We start from the raw sequence: 750 nt of genomic DNA, 5'->3' as shown, positions 1-750 counted from the left end.
ACAGGATCGGGCGGCCGCCAATCTCGATCATCGGCTTGGGCCGCAGGTGCGATTCTTCGCTGATGCGCGTGCCGAGGCCCCCGGCCAGGATGACTGTCTTCATGATTGCGTGCTCATGCGGCGGCGACTGCGCTGCGTTCCTGCATCTGCCGCGCGAGGTCGGAATATTGGTTCGACTTGATGGCCAGCGTGTCGGCCAGGGCGCGGTAGGTCAGCGCCAGGTACTTTGCGGCGGCAAAGCTGCCGCGCCCGAATACGGCGGCGTCCAGCTTGGGCTGCTCGCCAATCTCCAGGCACTTCAGGAAGGCGTTTTCCGCCATCGGCAGCCATTGTTTTTCGGCCTGGGCCGGGTGCTTGGCGGCGGCTTCAAACATCAGGTGGCCGAGCAGGTAGAAGTAGTCCGGCGAGCCTGACCATTCGTCCATCCACTCGCCGGCGAGCGTGATGGCTTCGTCGAGTTGTCCGGTCTGGCTCAGGCACGCCAGCAGGCAGATACACAGGTCGTGCCGATAGGGCGACTGCTTGGGTGCCGTCGCCACGGCGCGCCGGTAATACTCTGCGGCCTGGGCGGCGTCGCCCTGGTTGATCTGGAAATCCTTGCCGAGCTGGTAGAGCACGTACGGATCGTCCGGACGCGCGGCCAGCTCCAGCTGGAGCAGGGTGTGGTTGCGCCCGCGCTTCTTCTCGAGCTTGACGTCGAGGTAGCCGTCGTGGCCGATCACCAGCGGCAGGCGAACGCGCTGCAGGTCG

At 65.6% G+C, this 750-nt stretch carries 2 protein-coding genes; both read right to left on the bottom strand.

The features are described 5' to 3' along the window. Positions 1–103: sugar phosphate nucleotidyltransferase (locus FUT88_RS25505; protein ID WP_410003901.1), on the bottom strand; the 103-nt coding region annotated here is incomplete at its 3' end. A 10-nt stretch (positions 104–113) separates the two neighbouring features. Further along, positions 114–750: tetratricopeptide repeat protein (locus FUT88_RS25500; RefSeq protein WP_186829389.1), on the bottom strand; the 637-nt coding region annotated here is incomplete at its 5' end.

The sequence above is a fragment of the Ralstonia sp. TCR112 genome, assembly GCF_007997035.1.
Classification (GTDB): Bacteria; Pseudomonadota; Gammaproteobacteria; order Burkholderiales; family Burkholderiaceae; genus Ralstonia; species Ralstonia edaphi.
This window is presented reverse-complemented; position numbering and strand designations above follow the sequence as displayed.